General features: G+C 61.0%; 16 protein-coding genes. 8 read left to right on the top strand and 8 right to left on the bottom strand.

The window, feature by feature from the left end; genetic code table 11:
- Positions 1-25 precede the first annotated feature (25 nt).
- From MUN80_RS15580 to MUN80_RS15560, 5 genes are all read right to left on the bottom strand, one after another.
- Positions 26-3,202 (bottom strand): SusC/RagA family TonB-linked outer membrane protein, encoded by a 3,177-nt coding sequence (locus MUN80_RS15580; protein WP_244714358.1) that lies wholly within the window; start codon positions 3,200-3,202, stop codon positions 26-28.
- A 204-nt stretch (positions 3,203-3,406) separates the two neighbouring features.
- Complete coding sequence (rhaM, locus tag MUN80_RS15575) at positions 3,407-3,721, bottom strand: L-rhamnose mutarotase (RefSeq protein WP_244714356.1); 315 nt, start codon at positions 3,719-3,721, stop codon at positions 3,407-3,409.
- Positions 3,722-3,739: 18 nt separating this feature from the next.
- Positions 3,740-5,281 (bottom strand): sialate O-acetylesterase, encoded by a 1,542-nt coding sequence (locus MUN80_RS15570; RefSeq protein WP_244714354.1) that lies wholly within the window; start codon positions 5,279-5,281, stop codon positions 3,740-3,742.
- Positions 5,282-5,367: 86 nt separating this feature from the next.
- Complete coding sequence (locus MUN80_RS15565) at positions 5,368-8,220, bottom strand: glycosyl hydrolase (RefSeq protein WP_244714352.1); 2,853 nt, start codon at positions 8,218-8,220, stop codon at positions 5,368-5,370.
- 66 nt (positions 8,221-8,286) lie between these two features.
- Positions 8,287-9,438, bottom strand: a complete 1,152-nt coding sequence (locus tag MUN80_RS15560; RefSeq protein ID WP_244714350.1) for a glycoside hydrolase family 88/105 protein — start codon at positions 9,436-9,438, stop codon at positions 8,287-8,289.
- Positions 9,439-9,878: 440 nt separating this feature from the next.
- On the opposite strand from MUN80_RS15560, the gene MUN80_RS15555 reads away from it, so the two are divergent.
- The 3 genes from MUN80_RS15555 to mgrA all read left to right on the top strand — a co-directional run bounded on the left by MUN80_RS15555 (position 9,879) and on the right by mgrA (position 12,546).
- On the top strand, positions 9,879-10,664 hold the full coding sequence (locus MUN80_RS15555) for a rhamnogalacturonan acetylesterase (protein WP_244714348.1): 786 nt from the start codon (positions 9,879-9,881) through the stop codon (positions 10,662-10,664).
- A gap of 29 nt (positions 10,665-10,693) precedes the next feature.
- Entirely contained in the window at positions 10,694-11,488 is a 795-nt protein-coding gene (locus MUN80_RS15550; RefSeq protein ID WP_244714346.1) for a rhamnogalacturonan acetylesterase, read from the top strand.
- A gap of 62 nt (positions 11,489-11,550) precedes the next feature.
- On the top strand, positions 11,551-12,546 hold the full coding sequence (gene mgrA, locus MUN80_RS15545) for an L-glyceraldehyde 3-phosphate reductase (RefSeq protein WP_244714344.1): 996 nt from the start codon (positions 11,551-11,553) through the stop codon (positions 12,544-12,546).
- 127 nt (positions 12,547-12,673) lie between these two features.
- On the opposite strand, the gene MUN80_RS15540 is transcribed toward mgrA, so the two are convergent.
- Complete coding sequence (locus MUN80_RS15540; protein WP_244714342.1) at positions 12,674-13,882, bottom strand: acetate/propionate family kinase; 1,209 nt, start codon at positions 13,880-13,882, stop codon at positions 12,674-12,676.
- A 510-nt stretch (positions 13,883-14,392) separates the two neighbouring features.
- Between MUN80_RS15540 and MUN80_RS15535 the strand changes: the two genes are divergently transcribed.
- Positions 14,393-15,118, top strand: coding sequence for a DoxX family protein (locus tag MUN80_RS15535; protein WP_244714340.1), 726 nt, complete (start codon positions 14,393-14,395; stop codon positions 15,116-15,118).
- Between the two features lie 91 nt (positions 15,119-15,209).
- A complete protein-coding gene (locus MUN80_RS15530; RefSeq protein WP_244714338.1) occupies positions 15,210-15,509 on the top strand; it encodes a hypothetical protein in 300 nt (99 codons plus the stop codon).
- A 191-nt stretch (positions 15,510-15,700) separates the two neighbouring features.
- Here MUN80_RS15530 and pta read toward each other — a convergent pair whose 3' ends face one another.
- Positions 15,701-17,794, bottom strand: coding sequence for a phosphate acetyltransferase (gene pta, locus MUN80_RS15525; RefSeq protein WP_244714336.1), 2,094 nt, complete (start codon positions 17,792-17,794; stop codon positions 15,701-15,703).
- Positions 17,795-18,111: 317 nt separating this feature from the next.
- On the opposite strand from pta, the gene MUN80_RS15520 reads away from it, so the two are divergent.
- From MUN80_RS15520 to MUN80_RS15510, 3 genes are all read left to right on the top strand, one after another.
- Positions 18,112-18,936 carry a universal stress protein gene (locus tag MUN80_RS15520; RefSeq protein WP_244714334.1) on the top strand — a complete coding sequence of 275 codons (825 nt, stop codon included), beginning with the start codon at positions 18,112-18,114 and terminating at the stop codon, positions 18,934-18,936.
- A gap of 376 nt (positions 18,937-19,312) precedes the next feature.
- Positions 19,313-19,648: a YbaB/EbfC family nucleoid-associated protein gene (locus tag MUN80_RS15515; RefSeq protein ID WP_244714333.1), complete on the top strand. Its 336-nt coding sequence runs from the start codon at positions 19,313-19,315 to the stop codon at positions 19,646-19,648.
- Positions 19,638-20,777 carry a glycosyltransferase family 2 protein gene (locus MUN80_RS15510; RefSeq protein ID WP_244714332.1) on the top strand — a complete coding sequence of 380 codons (1,140 nt, stop codon included), beginning with the start codon at positions 19,638-19,640 and terminating at the stop codon, positions 20,775-20,777. The genes MUN80_RS15515 and MUN80_RS15510 overlap by 11 nt, the downstream gene beginning before the upstream one ends.
- A gap of 13 nt (positions 20,778-20,790) precedes the next feature.
- Here MUN80_RS15510 and MUN80_RS15505 read toward each other — a convergent pair whose 3' ends face one another.
- Positions 20,791-21,009: a PspC domain-containing protein gene (locus MUN80_RS15505; RefSeq protein ID WP_135393029.1), complete on the bottom strand. Its 219-nt coding sequence runs from the start codon at positions 21,007-21,009 to the stop codon at positions 20,791-20,793.
- Positions 21,010-21,011: the final 2 nt, after the last annotated feature.

Here is a 21,011-nt window from a genome sequence, read left to right as displayed (position 1 = left end):
TACAGGTGGGAGTTCGTCGTGGAAATTAGAAACCGAGGCGCAGGCCAAACACCAGGCTCTTGGTGCCCAGGTTGCGGGCCTGGGCCAGCTCACCGGTGGTAGTACCCACGTCGGTAGCTTCAGGGTCGAGGCCCTCGTACTTGGTAATCAGGAAGGGGTTCACCGCGTTGACGTACACGCTCAGGTTGTTGCCGTAGAACTTGGAAATCAGCTCCTTGGGAAAGGTGTAGCTGAGCGAGATGCTGCGCACCTTGGCAAAGCTGCCGCTGCGGTAGAGCATCGAGGAGCTGTAGGTGGCCTGGTCTTCGCGGCTGTTGGGGCGCGGGGCGCTGTTGCTGGGGTTTGCCGGCGTCCAGTAATCGACCTGCATGCCGGGGAAACGGCCGCCGAGGCCGGGCCGGTAGCCGGTGCCCAGCAATTGGCCCACCCGGGCATACACCAGAAAGCTCAGATCAAAGCCGCGGTACGACACGGAGTTGCTCACGCTGCCGCTCCACTTCGGCCGGTTCGAGCCCAGCACCACCTGGTCGGCCGTGTTGATCAGGCCGTCGTTGTTGATGTCGACCACCTTGATGGTGCCCGGCGTGGCCTTGTAGCGGGCCAGGCCCTCGGTTTCCCAGCTCTGCCAGATTCCGTCGTATTGGTAGTCGTAGTAGACGCCCAGGGGCTGACCAATAAACCAGCGGTTGCCGATGTCGTCCTGCTTGCCCGAGGCCAGCTCCACGAATTCCTCCTTGTTTTTGGTGAAGATGAAGTCGGAGCCCCAGCGGAACTTGCCCTTCTCCACGTTCACCGTCGATAAGGACACTTCGACGCCGGTATTGCGCGTGGCGCCGATGTTCTGGAGCACGTTGTTGAAGCCCGAAACGGTGGGCAAAGCGCGAGGCAGGAGCAGGCCGGTGGTGTTGGCGCGGTACACTTCCACCGAGCCCGTCACGCGGTTGCGCAGAAAGCCGAAGTCCAGACCCACGTTGATGGTATTGGTCCGCTCCCACTCCAGGTCCCGGTTGGGCAGGCCGCCCAGGGTGTTGGGCAAAGTGCCGGGCGTAGGCGTGTAGCCGTAGGCCGCTATTTCATCCCACACGTAGGGCGTTTGCTGCAAGGTGCCACCGGTGGTGTAGGGGTCTACCGAGGCCTGGCCGACCGAGCCGTAGCCGCCGCGCAGCTTCAGCTCACTAAGGTAGCTCAGTTCCTTGAAGAACGCCTCCTCCTGCAGCTTCCAGGCCAGGGCCACCGAGGGAAAAAATGCCCATTTACGGCCCTGAGCCAGCACCGAGGCCCCGTCTGCTCGGCCGGTGGCCGTCAGCACGTAGCGGTCCTTGAACGAGTAGTTGATCCGGCCCATGTACGACATCAGCCGACGCCGCACGAAGGGGCCGGAGCCGAAGCTCTGGGCCTGGGCGTTGTAGGTCGAGCCGATGTTGTACCACTTCTGGCTGTCGTAGGGCAGGTTGGTGGCGCTGATGGACGACCCTTCGCTGCGGTCCTGCTGGGCGCTTTGCAGCAGCGTCACGCCCAGGCTGTGGTTTTCGCTGAGCTGCTTGTCGTAGAAAAGCAGATTTTCGATGACGTAGGTGAAGTTCTGGCTTTGGTCGTACTGGGCAAACGACACGGCATTGGCGCCGCCGCCCTGCCCCGTGGAGCGGGCCCCGCGAAACTGCCCGTTGCGGGCGTTGCGGAAGTCGGGCCCGATGTTGAGGCGGTAGCGCAGACCTTCCAGCAGACGGGCTTCCGCATAAAGGCTGGTAAAGAAACGGGCCACCCGCCGCTCGTTAAACGTATTTTCCGGGTCGCGCAGTGGGTTCAGAATGTTGGCGTCGGCGCCGGGGTTGTACTGAAACACGCCATTGGCATCGTAGGGCGCGGCGTAGGGCAGCTGGCCCACGGCCTTGCCGTAAATGTCGGGCCCGTAGTTTTGCACGCCCAGGCTGGCGTTAGTCGAGCCGCCCACCGAAATGATGTTGTTGACCCGAAAGTCGAAGGTGGCGCGGGCCGTGTAGCGGGTAAAATCCTGCCCATACTGAATGCCTTCCTGGTTGAGGTAGCCCACCGACAACGAGGCGCGCAGGTTTTCGGAGCCCCCGCTGGCGCTGAGCTGGTGGTTCTGGGTAAAGGCCGTGCGCAAAGCTTCCTTCTGCCAGTCGGTAGTTTGGATTTTGCTCGGGTCGTACACCGGAATCTGGGTGACGTTGGGGAAGCCGTACTGGGCAAAGCGGGCTTTTTCCTCGGCCGTGGCCTCGCGGGTTTCCGGAATCCGGGCGGTGCGGTCCTTCCAGGTGTAGGCGTTGGCAATGTTGTTCCACACGTTCGGGTCGGTGCCAAACAGCGTGAAGTCGTTCGTGGGGTTTGGATAGGGCGTGGTATAAGAGCCCGAGGTGCGGTAGGCCTCGCGGCGCACATCGGCAAACTCGGCCCCGTCGAATACATCGAGGGTACGCTGGGCCTGGTCGAAGCTGGCGTAAGTGTTGTAGCTGATGCTGAACTTGCCTTCCTTGCCGCGCTTGGTGGTCACGATTACCACGCCGTTGGCCCCGCGGGAGCCGTAAATAGCCGTAGCCGAGGCATCTTTCAGGACTTCAATGCTCTCAATATCGTCGGGGTTGAAGTCGTTCAGGCCCGTGCCCTGGGCCAGCGGAATGCCGTCGACCACGTACAGCGGCTCGTTGGAAGCCCGCACCGAGCGGTTGCCCCGGATGCGGATAGAAGGGGCTTCTCCGGGCCGGAAGTTGGAGCCGGTTACGTCCACACCCGCCGCCCGGCCTTGCAGGGCCTGGGTTACGTTCTGCACCGGCACCTGCTTGATTTTCTCTTCCGACACCGACGACAGGGCTCCGGTCACGTCGCTCTTTTTCTGGGTACCGTAGCCTACCACTACCACGTCGGCCAGCTGCTTCACGTCTTCGCGCAGCGTCACGCTGATGGGGCCCGCCCCTACCAGCACTTCCTGGGTCAGGTAGCCCACAAACGACAAGACCAGCGTAGAACCGGGTGCCGCTTGCAAGGAGAAGGAGCCGTCGGGGTTGGTGCTGGTACCTACCGTGGTACCTTTCACGACCACCGTCACGCCCGGCAGGCTGGCTTGGTCGGCCGTCACGACGCGTCCGGTGACGGTTTGGGTGGCTTGGGCCAAAGCCCCGGCCGGCGCCAGGCCAACAACCACCGTGAGGGGTAGCCAGCGGGCCGTATTGTAGAGTTTGAGCATGAGAAGGAACGCTTGAGTGGGAAGGAGAAGTAGGTGAGTCCTCACCTAGCCCAAAGAAATGGCCTGCTCCTGCCCCAGCCGTACCGCACTCTCCTGCTACGACCCCAATATTTTTTCTCGGCGCTAACCGGCTAGCAGCCAATAAAAAGCCCGCTCCGAAGGTAAGTACCTTCGGGGCGGGCTAGGGCGGACTGCGCGGCGGGCTTACGGCTGGTGAAATACCCGCACCAGGGGTCTGACCACGGGCGAATTATCGGGGTTGGTTTCCATCAAGTCGGCCATGTAGGCCCACCAGCGCTGCATAATTTCCTGGTCCGGAAGCTGATTGGTGGTGTGGCCCGGCCGGCGCTTTTGCACGGCGAAAAGCCGGCCGCTGTCCTGGTCGAGGAAGATAGAATAGTCGCGGATGCCAGCGGCATGAAGCAGCGCGGTCAGCTCGGGCCATATTTCGTCGTGGCGGCGCTGGTATTCGGCGGCCACACCAGGCTTAAGCTGCATGGTAAAGGCTATTTCTTCCATCGTACTAGGGAGTTAATCTTACAGCAGGCCCTGGGTTTTGAGCTTCCACTGGTCGGTGCGGAAGGGCGAGGCGGGCAGGCCGGCGGCATTGTAGAAGTTGGGACTGGGAATGGCGCGCCAGGCAAAACGCACGGCTACCGGCTGCTTTACAGCATCATTCCACACTATTACCGAATTGCCCTCAATGCGGGCCTGGGCGGGGCGGAATACGCTGTCGGGGCCGGCAATGGTGAATTCGCGCAAGGGGCCGTTGCGGGCCTGCAGGCCGCCGTCGGTGTGGTCGAAGCGCAGGCGTACTTGGCCGTTTTCTACCTGCATATCGTGGTAAATGGGGCCCGAATAGACGGTTTTCTTTTGGCCGTACTCCTTAGCCAGCGCCCATTGAGCCAGGCGGTGGCCCACCACCTGCTTGTTGCGGGGGTGAATGTCGAGCGAGTCGCCCCAGTCGGTGATGACGGCCATGCCGGTGCGGGGCACGGTTTGCATGGTCAGCAGCTGGGCCTCCCGGATTTCGGGATTCTGGCTGCGGTGCGGAGAAATCTGGACGAAGTAAAAGGGCATCTCGGGCTGCTGCCACTCCTGGCGCCAACTTCTAATCAGAGCCGGAAACAGGCGGCGGTACTGGTAGGCCCGGTCGGCGTTGTTTTCGCCCTGGTACCAGAGTACGCCTTTGAGCGTGTAGGGAATCAGGGGCCGAATCATGCCATTATACAGCTTGTAGGGCGACTTATTCGACATGGCCCCCACCGGCGCAAGGGGTGCCAGGCGGGTCGTTTGGGGGTTGGCGGCCCGCTCCTGCTGAAACTCGGCCAATTGCCGCTTGTAAGCAGCCTGGTCCTGCTCGAAGGTGGTCAGGCCCCGCTCGTAGCGGCGCAGAATGGGTTGAAAGTCGGGGTCCTGCTCCAGCACGTCCCGGCGCGTCCAGGACTCGGCCGGAGTGCCGCCCCAAGTGGAGTTGATCAGGCCGATAGGCAGCTTCGTGTGCTCATGGATTTCCTGGGCGAAGAAGTACGCCACGGCCGAAAATTCGCCCACGGTTTGGGGGCTGCATACCTGCCACTGTCCCTTGGTGTCGCGCTGGGGCTCGTTGGCCACGGTATTCTTGACGGTAAACATGCGGATGGCCGGGTAATTGGCCTTGGGCACCACTTGCGCCTCGTTGATTACGCCGGTATACGAGCCGCTGTTGGGCTTTTTGCTGATGGAAAACGCCATGTTCGACTGCCCCGAGCACAGCCACACTTCCCCCAGCAGCACATTGCTCACCGTCAGCTGATTCTTGCCCTGAAAGTTGACAGTATACGGCCCGCCGGCTTTGCCCGTGGGCACCCGCACCAGCCAATTGCCCTGGGCATCAGCCGTGGCCTTGACCGGCGCTTTCTGCCAGCTCGCCGTCACCGTCACCGCTTCTCCTGGCTCCGCCCAGCCCCAAAGGGCCACGGTGCTTTGCTGCTGCAACACCATATTGTCGGCAATCAGGGCCGGCAGGGTGACGTTGGCCTGGGCCGCGTAGCTCAGGGTTAAGAGGCAGGCGGATGAGAGCAGGTGGGAAAGGCGCATGGATTTGGAGCGGATAATGAGGAGAGAGGGCCGTCATGTCTCCCACTGGTCGACATGCCGCGCTGGGAATAAACGTTTCTGCCACCCTACTGCACCTGCTGGCCGGTACTTGTCGGGGTTAGAGTTACGGGGCCGAGTAGGCCGGACTCGCGCGGGGCCCATTTCTCGGCGGTGAACAGGCCGTCGGCCCCGCGGTTTTCCTTAAGCTTGCTCGACATGTTGATGTTGTAGGCGTTTTTGTAGGACACGTGGTTGCGGTCCATGTCGCTGATGCGGTTGGCCATACTGTTGCTCACGGCCACGGTCAGGGTGTTGGTAGCTTTGAGCTGGGTTTTGGGAATAAAGACCTGGTAGCTGGGTCCGATAAGCGTGGCCAGCGGCTGGCCGTTGAGTTGCACCCGGGCCGTTTCGGCCACCCGTCCCAGGTTGAGCAGCCAGCCATCGGCCGCACCGGAGGGCATGGCAAAGGCCAGGGTGTAGGTAGCCGTGCCGGCAAATTTCTTTACCGCGTCGCCGTTCCAACCCGTCCAGGAAGACAGGCTTTGAACCTGGGTTTTAGCCGGCAGTTCGGGCCCGCCCGATACGAAGTTTACGTCCCAGGTGCCCGTGAGCGGCTGAGCTGGCCCGGCCGGTTTCTGGTAAGCATAAGCCGGGGCACTGACCGCCGAGGCGGAAGTTTCCAGCACGCACGACTCGCCGGGGGCCAGCTGCACGTACACTTCCAGCTGCCCCTGACCGGCGGTGCGCACTGCGGCCATACCCAGCTGCTCGGTCATGGGGTTGTAGAGCGCCACCGACTTAGCCGCAGTTTGCAGCGGCAGCCAGGCATTCACCGGCTTACCGCTCCAGTTGGCCACAAAGTAGGTATAGCCCTTGGCCGAGCGGCGGCGCTCCACCTGCAACCCCGCGTCGACCATGGTTTCGCGCTTCACCCCGGCCTGAGCCAGGAGTTGGTCGACCGAGGAGCCGACCAGGACCACACCTTTGCCGAACACCGCTTTCTTGCTGCCATGGGTGCCGGCCGTGAACTTGAGCTGGGCCAGCTGCTTTTGGAAGGCGGCGCGGCGGGCATTCAGGTTCCCCAGGCCGGGCACGTCATCAGGTAGGCCATTCTGAAACACGATGGTGGCGCCGTTGCCAGCCAGCTTCAGCAGCTGTTCCAGGGTCGGTAAGGGCAGCACGCGGGCGTCGGGTACGAGGATGGTTTGGTAGGTGGCCCCGCCGGTTTGCAGGGCTTTACCGGTCGTAGTTACCTGCTGCAGCTGTTTGTCGGAAATAAAGTCGAAGCCGTAGCCGCGCTTGAGCAGCTCCTCGCCGGTAGTGCCCACCGTCATGCCCTTGAAGCCGTGCTCGATGCCGTCGAAGTGCTGGAGCAGCACCTTGCCGGGCCGGGCGTAGGCATCGTAGATGGGCAGATACACCAGCACGTCATTGGCGGGCTTACCGGCCTGTAAAAACGACTGGCAGTGGGCCATGTAGCGGTTTAGCTGGCTGAAATCCGTCCAGAAGGTGTTGTTGGGGTTGAAGTGGACGGCCGCGTAAAACAGCCAGCCCGGCCAGGGCGCGGCCTGGGGCGAGTAGTTGGTACCGTGGTAAAAGGTGTGGTTGATGCCGCCAAGCAGCATGCGGTCCATAGCCTTTTTCACGTCGGAGAGCGAGGACAGGAAATGGTCGTTTTCCCAGGTAGCCGTTTCCGCGGAAGCCAGCTTTTTGCCCGTTACGTGGGCGGCCGAGGAGGCAAACTTGATGCGCAGCAAGTCCTCCCCTTCCGTCTCGGGAATGTCGGTAACGGCGTACAAATCCAGGATGTTGGCCGGGGAGCCGTGGGCCTGGTTGCGAATCAGCGCGTTATGCGTTTTGGCCCAGGTGCTCCAGGTCTGGGTGTAGTTTTCGAGCAGCAGCTCCGACACGGTTTCCCGGTAATCGGTCAGTACGCGCTGATTTTCGTCGGCCGGGCCCTGGCCGAACAAGGCGGGCAGGTGCTGGCGCAAGTCGTAGCCCCGGCGCTTCTGAAACTCGCTGAACATGAGCGGCGTCCAGTTGGCTTCTCCTTGCGCGTCATCGACTTCGTAGGAGTCGTTGAAAAAGGCGCGCAGGCCCTTCAGGTTGCGGCCTTTAAAGGCCTGGTCAAAGTGCTGGAGGTAGTGCTGGGTGGCGGTTTTGGAAAAGTGGTCCACCACGTCGCCTTCCCCGCCGGGGCCGGCCCGCTCCACCTGCTTGCCGTGCCAGCCTTCGAACAGGGCGTAGAGCTTCCAACTGCCGGCCGGGGCGGTCCAGGTGAGCTTGCCGGCGGCATCTACCTTACTGGTCAAATCCAGCGTCTCGCCCTTGTCGGAGTAGGCCATCAGCGCCTGCAGGGGCAGGGGCTTTTCGAAGCGCACCTGGTCGAAGGCGTGGAGCTGCAAGTTGGGGTTGCTGGCCACCGGTTCTTTGAGCTGCTTGAGGTCGATGGGCTGGCCCACGGTGCGCAGAATCGGCTTTTGCATGAACGTCACGGCCTCCTGGAGCTGTTCGCCGCCTTTCACCGCATACGTCTGATACGTAGCGTACTTGCAGGCATCGGCCGAGCTAACCCAGGGCCCGCCAAACGGCCAGCCCGAAGCCTGAGCCATATCCACGCCCAGCCCGAGCCGCCCCGACTCCCTGAGCGTGTGCTCCAGCATATCCAGCCACTTGGGCGAGAGGAAGTTGATGAATTGCGGCTCGGCGCCCTTTTGCCCATAAATCGTGGTGATTTCCACGCCACCCAGCCCGGCCTGCTGGTATTGAGTCAGCAGCCGGGTCAAATCCTGCTCATTCACGGCGCTGCCCTGCCACCACCAGCGCGTCCAGGGCTTGGCTTGCTGGGTTATTTCGGGCCACTTCGGCGCCTGCGCCACGGCGGATGGGTGCGGCAGGGCAGCGGCCAGAAACAAGGCGAGAGACAGGGGCTTTTTCATGGTAGAAAGGCGGGATATAAAAGCCCGGACCCGGCGTAGTAACGCCAGCCCGAGCTTTATAGAGCGTTATGGTTGCAGCTTGTAGACCTCACTGCCGGCCAGCAGGAAGCAGCCCAGGCCGTAGTCTTCGAAATCAGGCTTGCTGGTGTAGCTCACCGGCTGCCCGTCCTTGGGTTCCTTGCCAGTGCCCTGCACGTAGCCCAGGAAGCCGTCGGGGTGCAGGCAGTCCTTAATCATGCCCTGCCAGGCTTTGGCAATGATGGGCTGGTAGGTTTTGCGGTCCAGCAGGCCGTGGTTGATGCCCCAGGCCATGCCGTACACAAACAAAGCCGTGCCCGAGAGTTCCTTGCCGCCAAAGTGGGTTTGGTCGTGCAGACTCACATTCCAGAACCCGTCGGGGCGCTGCAGCGGCGGCAGGGCTTTGATCATGCTCATGTACATCTGCACGTATTCGTCGCGGTGCGGGGCATTGCGGGGCATCACGTCGAGCACGCGCGCCATGGCCGCCACCACCCAGCCGTTGCCCCGGCTCCAGTAGCAATCCTGGCCGTTGGGTTCTTTGTAAGGGGCTACAAAGTCCTTGTCGCGCCACCAGAGCTGGTCTTCCGGATTGTAGAGCCCCTTGCCACCGTGCACCGTCTTGGAGTAGTTGTAGATCTGGTACATCTTCTCGTAGTAGCGGCTGTCCTGGTACTCCACCCCGAGCTTGGCAAACACGGGCATGGCCATCTGCAGGGCGTCAATCCAGCTCCAATCGTCGACTTTCGGGCTTTTCACCATATTGTCGATGCAGGCTTTGATGTCGCGAATCCGCTCGGGCTTACGGTCAATTTCATACAGCTCGATGTAAGTCTGGCCTGCGCACTGGTTGTCGGCATCCCGGTCCGTAATGCCGTTGCGGATGCCCCATTTGTGCTTTTCGCCCCAGTCCACGGCGTAGTCGTAGTAGCTCTTTTGCTTATCGATGCGGTAGAGGGCCATCAGGCCTTCGTAGTACACGCTGCGGGTCCAGATATGGCTGGGACGCAGCTTGTTGGTCATAATATCCTTGCCCGGGTCGGGCCACTTGCTCATGAAGTAGGCATTAGACAAGGTCATGGCTTTAAGCACTTTCTGTTTGCTGGGCAGCTTCTGGGCCGGAGCCGGGGCGGCCGTCAGTACCAGGCCCAGAAAACTCAGGCCGGCAAGGGAATGGGTGAGCAGGGAAGGAAGCTTCATGGAAGACGAGGAAAGGAAATCGGGTGATGAAAGGCGGGACCCGGAAGGTAGGGCGAGGACGCGGTTTTCACCACCTCCCGCTCCCTTGGCGGGGCTTGACCTTTGTAGTTAGCCCGAAAATTAACCCATTTGCGCAAGCCTAAACCAGGCAGGCGGCTATCAGACACGAAAAGCTGGCAACGGGTGGCAGGCATTGGCGCGGCAAAAAGCGGGGCCCACAAGCCGCGGGTGGCCCCGGCAGCTTTAGGTTCCGCAAGAAAACCGGTGGCCCGGCCCAAACCCTCCTGTACTCTTCGGTGCCCCGCTTTTTGTACTCTGGCAGCCCCGCTTCCTGCCCTTGTTTCCCCCACAGGAGAGTGCAGGATGGCCCCGGCCGGCGGCCGTGCGTCCTTGCCAGTGTGTAACAGGACAGGCGTAGCGCTGCCCCAACTCTACCACCCATGAAAATTCCGCTGACTTTCCGCTTCGGCCTGTTGACCGTGCTGGCCTGCACCGGCCTATTACTGGCCTTTGCCCAAGCACCCAAACGGCCCACGCTCTTTCTCATCGGCGACTCGACGGTGCGCAACACCAACGCCCCGCAGATGGGCTGGGGCACCCGGTTACCAGCCTTTTTCGACTCCACCAAAATCAGAATCGACAACCGGGCCATGGCCGGGCGCAGCACCCGCACCTTCGTTTCGGAGCAGCGCTGGCGCGTGGTCGACTCCCTGCTGCGGCCCGGCGACTTTCTGCTGTTGCAGTTTGGCCACAACGAAGGCAGCGTGCCCGATACCACCAAGGCCGGCCGCCGGGGGGTACTGCGCGGTACCGGGGAGGAAACCAAGGAACTAACCTGGCCCAACGGCCGCCGCGAAACGGTGCACACCTACGGCTGGTATCTGCGCCAGTTTATCCGCGGAGCCAAAGCCAGGGGCGCGACGCCCGTCGTGGCTTCCATGATTCCGCGCAACCAGTGGCAGGACGGCAAAGTAAAGCGCGCCACCGAGGACTTCGGCCGCTGGGCCCAGGAAGTAGCCCGGCAGGAAAATGTGGCCTTCATTGACCTCAACCAGCTCACGGCCAACAAGTACGACCAGCTTGGCCCCGACGCCGTAGCTCAGCTCTTCGCCGGCGACCATACCCACACCAACGAAGCCGGCGCCCTGATCAACGCTGCTTCGGTCGTGGAAGGCATCCGGGCCAACGGGAAGATTGCGCTGAACAAGTACTTAGTAAAGAAGTAATTCGCGGTTACTCTACTCCCCTGCCCACCATGAAACCCATCCGTGCCACCTTCGCCTTGCTCCTGGCTCTGATCTGCCTTTCGGCCTTTCTGCCCAAGCCCAAAGTCCGGCCCACGCTTTTTCTTATCGGCGACTCGACGGTAAAAAATGGCAAGGGCCGCGGCGACGGGGGCCTTTGGGGCTGGGGCAACTTCCTGCCAGCCTACTTCGACACGACCCGTATCAAAATCGAGAACCATGCCTTGGGCGGCACCAGCTCCCGCACGTTTCGCACCCAGGGCCACTGGGCTAAGGTGCTGCCCCGCATCAAGCCCGGTGACTTTGTCATCCTGCAGTTTGGCCACAACGACAGCAGCCCCCTCAACGACTCGACCCGGGCCCGGGGCACCATCAAAAGCAACGGGGAGGAAACCCAGGACATCGTGAACCTGCTCACCAAGCAGCCCGAAACCGTTCACTCCTACGGCTGGTACCTACGCCAGTTTATCAGTGAAGTCAGGGCCAAAGGCGCTACGCCCTTCGTCTGCTCCCCGATTCCGCGCAACGCCTGGACTGCCGGCAAAGTCAACCGCAGCGCCCAGGATTACGGCCGCTGGGCCGCGGAGGCCGCCCGGCAGGCCGACGCCCCGTTTATTGACCTCAACCAGCTCGTCGCCGACCACTACGACCAGGCCGGTGAAGCCACCGTGCGCGCTACCTACTTCAACGCCACCGACCACACCCACCCCATCGAGGCCGGGGCTCGGCGCAATGCCCTAGCCGTAGCCGAGGGCATCCGCAGGTCGAAAAGTCTGGCCTTGCGCAAGTATTTGCGGAAGTCGTAAGGAGAAATCAGCACGAAAAACAATCTTGCCCGCTCGTTTTCCGCCTTACTCCTTCCCAACCAATGCACTACCTACCAAATCCGGCCCGCTACCAGGACATGACCTACCGCCGTTGCGGCCGTAGCGGCCTCAAACTGCCCGCCCTGTCGTTGGGGCTTTGGCACAACTTCGGCGACGTCGACCAGCTTTCTGTGGGCCGCAGCACCCTGCGCCGGGCCTTCGACTCGGGCGTAACCCACTTCGATCTGGCCAACAACTACGGTCCGCCGCCCGGCTCGGCCGAGCTCAACTTCGGCCGGGTTTTGCGCGAGGATTTTGCCGGCTACCGCGACGAGCTGATTATTTCGACCAAGGCCGGCTACCACATGTGGGAAGGTCCCTATGGCGAGTGGGGCTCCAAAAAGTACCTGGTCAGCAGCCTCGACCAGAGCCTGCGGCGCATGGGCCTGGAGTACGTCGACATCTTCTACCACCACCGCCCCGACCCCGACACGCCCCTGGAGGAAACCATGTCGGCGCTAGACCTCATCGTGCGCCAGGGCAAGGCTTTGTACGTGGGCATCAGCAACTACCAGCCCGCCGAGGCCCGGGAAGCCTTCCGCATTTTGCGCGAGCTAGGCACGCCCTGCCTGATTCACCAGCCCAAATACTCTATGTTTGAGCGGTGGGTGGAAGACAGCCTGCTCGACTTGCTCGGCCAGGAAGGCGTGGGCTGCATTCCCTTCTCCCCTTTGGCCCAGGGCCTGCTTACCGATAAATACCTGCACGGCGTCCCGGCCGATTCGCGGGTAGCCAAGGGCGTGGGCTTCCTGACCGAAAACCAATTGACGCCTGAGCGCCTCAGCCAGGTGCAGCGCCTCAATGAACTGGCTCAGGGCCGCAACCAAAGTCTGGCCCAAATGGCCCTGGCCTGGCTGCTCAAGGACGAGCGGGTTACCTCGGTGCTCATCGGCGCCAGCCGCCCCGAGCAGCTCACCGACTCGCTCCACTGCCTGCAAAACCTGAATTTCACTCCGGACGAGCTGGCTGCTATTGAGCAGATCCTGCAGCCCGAGTAAGACGTAATAGCCGCTTATAAAAAAGGCCGCGCCCGACTATGCATAGTTCGGGCGCGGCCTTTTTTGTGAGTTTCTCACATGTAGCCCGCTAAGCTTTTGGGTAAGAGCTTTGCCTATGAATTTAGGCCTAGTTCAGCAATTGGGCACACTGGCGGGCAATTTCCAGCTCCTCGTTGGTGGGAATGACCAGAATCCGGGCCCGGGACGACGCCGTGCTGATGTCGCGCAGCCCCGGGGTGCGCAGCTGGTTTTGGGCCTCATCCAGCTCCAGGCCGAAGAAGCCCATATCCTGGCACACACGGCTGCGTACCAGCGCGTCGTTTTCGCCTACCCCGGCCGTGAAGACAATGGCATCCAGGCCGTTGAGCACCGCCGCGTAGGCGCCGATGTACTGCCGGATGCGGTAGGCGTACAGATCATAGGCCAGGGCGGCGCGGGTATCTCCGGCGTTCAGGGCCTTGGTCACGTCGCGCATGTCGCTAAAGCCGCTCAAGCCCAGCATGCCGCTTTCCTTGTTGAGTAGGGTGCTCACCTGCTCCACCGAATAGCCCAGCGGCCCCAGCAGATGCAGCAGCACCGAGGGGTCGAGGTCGCCAGACCGGGTGCCCATCACCAGGCCGGCCAGCGGCCCAAAGCCCATGGTGGTATCCAGGGCCCGGCTGCCGCGCACGGCGGCCATGCTGCAGCCGTTGCCGAGGTGAATGGTAATCAGGCGGGCCTCGGGCAGGCCCAGGTGCGTCGCGGCCTGCCGGGCTACGTACTGGTGGCTAGTGCCGTGAAAACCGTATTTGCGGATGCGCTGCTCGGTATACAGCGCCTCGGGTAGGGCGTAGCGGAAGGCATATTCGGGCAAGGTCTGGTGGAACGCCGTATCGAACACGGCCACCTGCCGGGCCTGGGGAAACAGCTGCTCCGCAACCTCAATGCCGAGGTAGTTGGCCGGGTTGTGCAGGGGTGCCAGGGCAAACAGGCGCTTGATTTCGGCCTTTACCGCCGGCGTAATAAGCGTAGTGGCCGCAAACTCTTCCCCGCCGTGTACCACCCGGTGCCCGATGACGTGGATATCGGCCGGATTCTGAATAACGGCCGTTTCGCCGGCGGTCAGCAGGCCCACTACCTCGCGTAATCCGGCTTCGTGGTCGGGCAGGGCCAGCGTCAGGTGCTGCTCGGCAGGGGCTGTTGTAGGGTTGGTGGGGTCAAATACCTTGTGCGTGATAGTAGCTTGCTGCTGCCCGATCCGCTCGACCAGTCCGCTACACACAGGCTGCTCGGCCGGCCAGCGGAAGAGTTGGTACTTAATGGAGGAGCTACCGGAGTTGACGACGAAGATGTTCATGAGAAAGGTGCTGCTGCCCCTACCGCGGGGCAGGAAGTAAGGCCGAATAACTGGCGGTAAACCACACTACGAGCTTTGGGGCGGCAAAGTACGCCCATCCGCCGCTCTACAATACGCAGCGGCCCAGACAAAACAATCAGGCTCATAGCCGGTGGCGCATAACCGGCTCCTGCCAAAGCCGAGCGGGTTGTGGCCGCATTGCTGGTCGCCTCAACTGGCCACGCTTGGCTCCCCTGACTTACCCATCGACACAAACAGTTTAAAATCAGCCCATTGATTCAGTTCACAAGTAGCCCAAAGGTGCGACCCGAAAATAAATCATCTGGCTGCCAAAATATTTTATTTGCTAACTTTGAAAAACAAAGTACTTTTGAAGCATCACAACCGAATACGCCAGCTGCCGCGCCAGGAACCAGGTAAATCCGCCGCTGACACCGCAGCCGCGCGGGGCTAGCGGACAGCGACCCTGACCACTACATAACTACCCTCCGGAATAGACGCTACCCACCGATGAGCCTTTCTTCCACTCTCGATACCCTCCATGGCCAGGCCAAGCGCAACCAGTGGCTGCGGTACTTCACCATCTTCAACCGGGTGGTTTTGGCAATGGGCTTTTTACCGTCGGGCTACGTCAAAATTATTGGGGAGCGGTTTACCAATTTGGTTGTCAGTCACCCGATGGGCCATTATTTGGAAGCCTTCCACCGCACCGGTTTTTATTACCCGTTTGTGGGCGTCATGCAAATGACAGCGGCCGTTCTGCTGCTTATTCCGCGCACGGCCACTTTGGGAGCCGTACTGTATTTCCCTATCATCCTGAATATTTTCGTCTTAACGATATCAGTACGCTTTGTAGGCTCCCTGCTTACTTCTCCCCTGATGGTACTGGCCAACTTATACTTACTGTGCTGGGACTACGATAAATTAAAATATATTTTCCCTTTTCAGCAGCCTACCGCTACGGACTTGGAGGCTCGCAAAAACATCGATACTACGTTCCCAACTTATTTCTTCGCCGGAGTATTTGCAGCCGTTCTGGCGGTAGGTTTTACGGTTACGAACATGTATTCTATCCAGCCTTATAATAACTCCAAGGATTGCAAAAGACGCTGTGAAGGCAGTAATAAATCCGCGGCCTGCTACACGTTTTGCGACTGTATTCACCAAGGCGGACAACCCATTAACAAGTGCCTCGACGAGTACAATAACGCTCCCGCCGACGCCGTACGCAAGTGATACAAAAACAGGAGGTTTACCCTGACAACCAGCAACAACAACTCAGTTTCTCACCTTTCACACGAACCCTCAAACCTCAAAACCCATGGTCATGAACAACACCTCAAATGCTTTGGCAAACGCTTTTAATGCTGCCGGCTGGCTTTTTGGCCTGGTGGCTGTGGCAATCGGCGCAGTGAACACCTTTTGGGGCAATGACCCCGGCTTCGGCCTGTTTATTATGCTTCTTTCCCTGGCGTTTTTTCCGCCGGTAAACACACTAATAAAAATAAAAACCGGCTTCTCTATTCCCGTAGTAGCCAAATGGCTCCTGGCTTTCTTTATTCTCTGGGCTTCCCTGGGCGTAGGTGAGTTATTCGATAAGATTGACCTGATGATGGCCAGTTTCTAACCATTCATCGTAATTAATAGTAGCAGTCAGCAACTACCTGTTTTACCTAGCTTACATCCTTTGATTTTATTTATTCTGCTAATCTATTATAATACACAACTCTACTGCTTATTTTATTCCATAATAAAAGCAGGCCAAAAACAACTGCTGCGTTGTTTTTGGTCTGCTTGTGTGCTTAAATTCCGGGGCCGTTATTGCTGCTGACTTTGAATAGCGGTTATAACCACCGTGTTGAACACGTCGTCCACGGTGCAGCCGCGGCTCAGGTCGTTTACCGGCTTGTTGAGGCCCTGCAGTACCGGGCCGATGGCCAGAGCGCCGGTTTCGCGCTGCACGGCCTTGTAGGTGTTGTTGCCGGTGTTCAGATCGGGGAAAATCAACACGCTGGCCTGCCCGGCTACCTCCGAGCCCGGCAGCTTCTGCCGGCCCACCAGCGGGTCGACGGCCGCGTCGTACTGGATGGGACCTTCCACTTTCAAATCGGGCCGCTTCTGCCGCACCAGCTCGGTGGCCTGCCGCACCTTGTCTACGTCGGCCCCGGCGCCCGAAGTACCCGAGGAGTAGGACAGCATGGCCACCCGGGGCTCGATGCCGAAGGCCCGGCTGCTTTCGGCCGAGGAAATGGCAATTTCGGCCAGCTGCTCGGCCGTCGGGTTAGGGTTCACGGCGCAGTCGCCGAAGACGGCCACCCGGTCGGGCAGGCACATAAAGAACACCGACGACACCACCGACACGCCCGGCTTGGTCTTGATGAACTGCAAAGCCGGCCGGATAGTGTGCTGGGTGGTGTGCACCGCCCCCGACACCATACCATCGGCGTGGCCCTTATACACCATCATCGAGCCGAAGTAGGACACGTCGCGCAGCAGGTCGCGGGCCATGTCCTCATTCACCCCCTTGTCCTTGCGCAGCTCATAGAAGGTGTTGACGTAGTCGTCGTAGAACTCGCTGTGCACGGGGTCAATGATGCGCACGTGGTCGGCGGGGAAGCTCAAACCCAGGCGCTTGACGGAAGCCAGTACTTCCTCGGTAGTGCCCAGAATAGTCAGGTCCACAATATTCTGGTGCAGCAGTTGGGCGGCAGCCCGCAGAATCCGGTCGTCGTTGCCTTCGGGCAGCACAATATGGCGGCGCTGGCGCTTGGCCCACTGCATGAGCCGGTACTGGAACATGTGCGGGGTGATGCCCTCCGACTGGAACGTGGTGAGCTGCTCGGCCAGGGCCGGCACGTCGACGTAGCGCTCAAAGGTGCGAATGGCCAGCTGCACCTTCTTAGGGTTGTCGGCCGAGATGCGCGACTTGACGGCCGCCAGTCGGGCGCTGGTTTCGAAGGTGCCCGTGGGCACGGCCAGAATGGGAATCACTGTCTGTAACCCGCGCAACAGGCGCAGAATCGGCTCCTCGGGCTCCCAGCCGGCCGTCAGGACCACGCCGGCCACCTTGGGGTAGCTGGCCGACAAGTTGGCCTGCACGGCGCAGATAACGATGTCGCCCCGGTCGCCGGGCGTCACGATGACCACGTTTTCCTTGAGGTAGTTCAGGAAGTTGGGCACGTTCATGGCTCCGGTCACAAAGTTGTCGACCTGGTTGCCGAGCAGCTCCTCCCCGAAGAGCAGCCGCCCGCCCAGGGCCTCGTGGATTTCCTGCATTGTGGGGTTGAGCAGGGCCTTGTCCTCGGGAATGACGGAAAGGATAACCTCGGCCGGCAGCTGGGCACGGAGCAACTGCTGCACGTCGGGGACCTGCTCGGGGCGCACTTTATTAGCTACTACCGTGAGCACCTGTACCTCCCGGGCCTCGAAGCCGCGCAGGGCCGTGAGCGTGTTGCTGATAATCTGAGCCGTGGTCTTGTTCTCACCCGACACGACCAGCAGCACCGGCTCGCCCAGGTTTTTGGCGATGGTCACGTTCAGGTCAAACTCGAAGGCGGTGCCCTGGCCCACGAAGTCGGTGCCTTCGACCACGATGAAGTCGTGCTGCTCTTCCAGCTGCTTGTAGCGGCGGATGATGGTGTCAATCATCTCGCCTTGCCGCTCGGTTTCAATCAGCCGCAACACTTCCGGCCCGGTGTAGGCAAAGGTATCCTCGTAAGCCAGGGGCAGTTGGAAGTGGCGCAGCACGGTATCGATGTGGGCGTCGTGCTTGTCCTCAGGGCCCGGGGTGATGATGGGCTTGAAGTAGCCGACTTTCTGGGCTTTGCTGAGCAGCATATTCACAAGGCCCAGCGTGACGAGGGATTTGCCGCTGTAGGGCTCGGCGGAGGCAATGAAGACGGTTTTGGTCATAATAGGACTAACGTAGGGCGGGGCGCGGGTGTTGGGTCAGCGGCGACAAGCCTCTTTTGGGTGCTTAGGGTGTAGCAGCTGCCATTTACCGAAGTCAGCCCGGTAAAATAGAACAGCGGAGGCGGCTCCAGGTCCAGCCATCCGCTTTTGCGGGCCACAAAAGTAGCGCGCCCGACGCCGGCAAACCGTGGCCCACACCCTGATAGAAGTCATGGGTTTGGCTGACGCGCATCATGCGCGGGCGGGGCTCCAGGGCCGACTTTTACACCATCGGCAACGCCTGCCGCGCCAGATTCTTCCCCAAACCACCTTCTGCCATGCTCCCCGCTTTTGTAGTACTCACCGACTTATCGGCGGCCGCCGAATCGGCCCTGACCTACGCCACGTATCTGGCCCAGCGGCTCAGCGGCCGGATTCAGCTGTTGCACGTGTACCAGGACCCGATGGTGGTGCCCGAGGCGGCCATGGTCACGGTTCCGCTGGTGCTGGAAAGCCGGCAGGTTATGCTCAGCGAATTAATCGAACGAGCCCTGCGCCTGCCCATTCCCGCCAGCGCCGAGCTGGCTGTAGGCCCCTTTCGCGACGCGGTAGGCGAAGCCGTGCGCCAGCATCAGCCACTGCTGCTGGTGCTGGGCCGCGAAAAAGACCCGACCCTGCTCGACCAGCTCATCCGGGTGCAGGCCACGCCCATTCTGCAGGCGGCCCGCTACCCCTTGCTGCTCGTGCCTGAAGGCTGGAGTAGCCACCAGCTGCCCCGCCGCCTCGTAGTAGCCGCCGACGACCAGCCGTTCTGGCTCACGGCACCTTCCCTGGCCTTGTCGGGGCTGCTGGACCACTGCTACGCCACCACGACGGTGGTTCACGTCGCACCCAAAACCGGCCCCAGCCGCGCCGACGTGGGCCTGGCCTCGCTGCAGCGCACGGGTATGTTTGGCCAACTTACCGGCAACAGCCTCTACGAAATCAGGGAGGAAGCCCCTGCCGACGGTATCCTGCAGGCAACCGAGGAGCTGCAGGCCGATATGGTCGTAGTGCTGGCCCGGCCCCACAGCTTCCTGGGCGGCCTGTTTCACCGCAGCGTTACGGCTCAGGTACTGCGCCACAGCAAAGTACCCGTGCTAGTATTGCCTACCACGGCCTAGCTCCTATAACAAGGCCCTGTATTGCCTAGCCGCCAACTGCGGCCTACCCCGCACTGCCGGGCGTGGGCCGCAGTTGGCGGCTAGGGGCAGTGGCAACTCGGCTGGGAGGTCGTAGTAAAAGGGGCAATTGGGGTTAGCAGCTTGCCTTGCCAGTAGTTTCTGGGCGGGCTGCTTCCGTTAAGGCGCAGCCCACTGCCGGCCAAGGTGCGGGGGCTTTGCGTAAATTGCCCCAAAATTCTGCTTTCCATACGCTGCAAGGCTGGAGTGCGAGACAGCGCCGGAATTATTCAGATCAGCGCCGCTCCTGCCCTACCTTTCTCGTATTCAACCGTATGCAACCACCCTTCCAGCGCACTGGAAATAACGTTTAGAACCTATGTTTGACATGATGGGCATGATGGGCAAAGCCAAAGAGCTACAGGAAAAGCTCCAGAAGGCCCAGAGCGAGCTGCAATACCTGACCGTCACGGCCGAGTCGGGCGGGGGGCTGGTGAAGGCCACCGTAAACGGCCACCGCCAGCTGCTCAAGCTCGATATTGACGACACGCTGCTCACGCCCCAGGACCGCGACATGCTGGCTGACCTGGTGGTAGCGGCCGTAAACAAAGCCATGAACGAGGCCGCCGAAAAGGGCAAAGAAGAGCTCAAAAGCAAGACCTCCGGCCTACTGCCCAATATTCCCGGCTTCGACTTGGGCAGCTTTGGCCTCTAATCCGGCCGCGCCCGGCGGCCTCTGCGCCGACGTGGCCGTGGTGATTCTGAACTGGAACGGGCAGCAATTTCTGCGGCAGTTTCTGCCCGCCGTGCTGGCCCACTCCGACGGGGCCCGTATCATCGTGGCCGACAATGCCAGCACGGATGACTCGGTAGCAATTCTGGGCCAGGAGTTTCCGACGGTAGAAATCATCCGCAACCCCAACAACCTGGGCTTTTGCGACGGATATAACCGGGCCTTGCAGCAGGTGGAGGCCAAGTATTATATGCTGCTCAACTCCGACGTGGAGGTGACGCCCGGCTGGCTGCTTCCGTTGCGAGAACTGCTGGAAACCCGGCCGGAAGTAGCCGCCTGCCAGCCCAAAATCCGGCAGTACAGCACCGAAACCACGCAGCGGGAGCTGTTTGAGTACGCCGGGGCCGGCGGGGGCTACCTCGACCGGCTGGGCTACCCCTTCTGCCGTGGCCGCCTCTTCGACACCCTGGAAAAAGACCTGGGCCAGTACGACGACCCGCGGCCGGTAGCCTGGGCCACTGGCGCCTGCATGCTGGTGCGGGCCGCCTCCTGGCACCAAATGGGCGGCCTGGAGTCAACCTTTTTTGCTCACATGGAGGAAATTGATCTGTGCTGGCGCCTCTGGAATGTGGGGCAGCAGGTGTGGTACCACGGTGGCAGCACGGTCTTTCACGTGGGTGGCGGCACGCTGCACAAGTCGAACCCGCGCAAAACTTACCTCAACTTCCGCAACGGCCTAGCCCTGGTGTATAAGAACGTGGCCGAGGCCGAGCTAACCGACGTGCTCCTCATTCGGCTAATGCTGGACTGGGTGGCGGCCCTGCGCTTTCTGCTCCAAGGCAACACCGGCGACTTCAAAGCCATTCTGCGCGCCCACCGCGACTTTTACAAGCAACGGGCTTATTGGAAGCAAAAGCGCCAGGAAAACCCGCAGAAGCAGCTCACCCACCAGCGGCCGGGCGTCTACCAGGGAAGCCTGGTTTGGGCTTACTTCGGCCAAGGCATCCGCGCCTTCAGCCAGCTTAGCCCGAAAGATTTTGGTACCACACTGCACGCACCAAACACTGCCACTAGTCAAAGTAGCTCACTCACAAACTCACCATTTCACTAATTCACCATCTCACCTATAGGTCCCAGACGGTGCTGCGCTGCCGGCGCATGGCCCGGCGCACGTTCATCCAGAAGGCCAGGGCGAAGTACAGCACGATGGGCGAGCCAAAGGTGAAAAACGACGCGTAGACAAAGGAGAGCCGCACGCTGCTGCTAGAGAAGCCCAAACGCTGCCCCAAAGCATTGCAGACGCCAAAGCTCTGCTGTTCGATGAAGTCGGTTAATCGTTTCATAG

The organism is Hymenobacter cellulosivorans, assembly GCF_022919135.1.
In the GTDB taxonomy this organism is placed as follows: domain Bacteria; phylum Bacteroidota; class Bacteroidia; order Cytophagales; family Hymenobacteraceae; genus Hymenobacter; species Hymenobacter cellulosivorans.
Note: the sequence above shows the minus strand (reverse complement) of the source record. Positions and strands in the feature narration are given on the sequence as shown.